The 786-nt window shown below is 56.7% G+C and carries 2 protein-coding genes; both read left to right on the plus strand.

Features of this window, described 5'->3' with window-relative positions; all coding sequences use genetic code 11:
* A partial coding sequence (locus OMK64_RS21360; RefSeq protein WP_272730122.1) for a type 2 periplasmic-binding domain-containing protein occupies positions 1-375 on the plus strand: 375 nt, incomplete at its 5' end.
* A 107-nt stretch (positions 376-482) separates the two neighbouring features.
* A partial coding sequence (locus tag OMK64_RS21365; protein WP_272730123.1) for a PAS domain-containing protein occupies positions 483-786 on the plus strand: 304 nt, incomplete at its 3' end.

The following is a 786-nucleotide window of genomic DNA, read 5'->3' on the forward strand; positions in this document are numbered from 1 at the left end:
CACAATCCAATGACCGCACACGTGAAAGCAGTCGTGGTACAGTACATCATGCGTTTTTTTTTTCGCGAAGGTGTGATCATCAGGAGTTTTTGGCTCAACGACGAACTGGTCCGTAGCCTAGTGGCAGGCCATATCGATGCGACACTGCAGGGCTCCGTGGAAATCCGCAACGTACTGCTCGACACCGCTGCCGGCGCAGATTTCGACTTCCTGGGCCCTGCTGTTTCCGCTGAGCTACTGGGCGACGGCATCGCGATCGCATTGCGCAACACGGACACTGCGTTGCGTACTGAACTCAACCGCGCCCTCGAACAGCTCAAGCACAATGGTGAGTACCAACGGATCCTTGCGCCTTATCGATTGGACCCACAATGATGGCCAATTAATTGCGCGGAACATGAGCTGGATCAGTATTTGCCCCTCCGGTGCGCTTAGAGTCGACGCCCTGCCGACTCCTCCAACAATCACGAGCGCGCTTCTCCATGAAGATCAATCTGCCGGTCACCGGTCGGAATGTGGACTTTGCTCCCGACGCCAATATCCTTTCGACCACCGACCTGACCAGCGCGATTACCTACGCCAACCAGGACTTTATCGACATCAGCGGTTACAGCCATGACGAGCTGCTGGGCATGCCGCATAACGTCCTGCGCCATCCGGATATGCCGTCCGAGGCGTTTGCCCATATGTGGCAAACCCTAAAGGGCGGGCGTTCGTGGATGGGCCTGGTGAAAAACCGTTGCAAGAACGGCGATCACTATTGGGTCAGCGCCTATGCCACGCCGG

The organism is Cellulomonas fimi (genome assembly GCF_028527925.1).
Lineage (GTDB): Bacteria > Actinomycetota > Actinomycetes > Actinomycetales > Cellulomonadaceae > Cellulomonas > Cellulomonas fimi_C.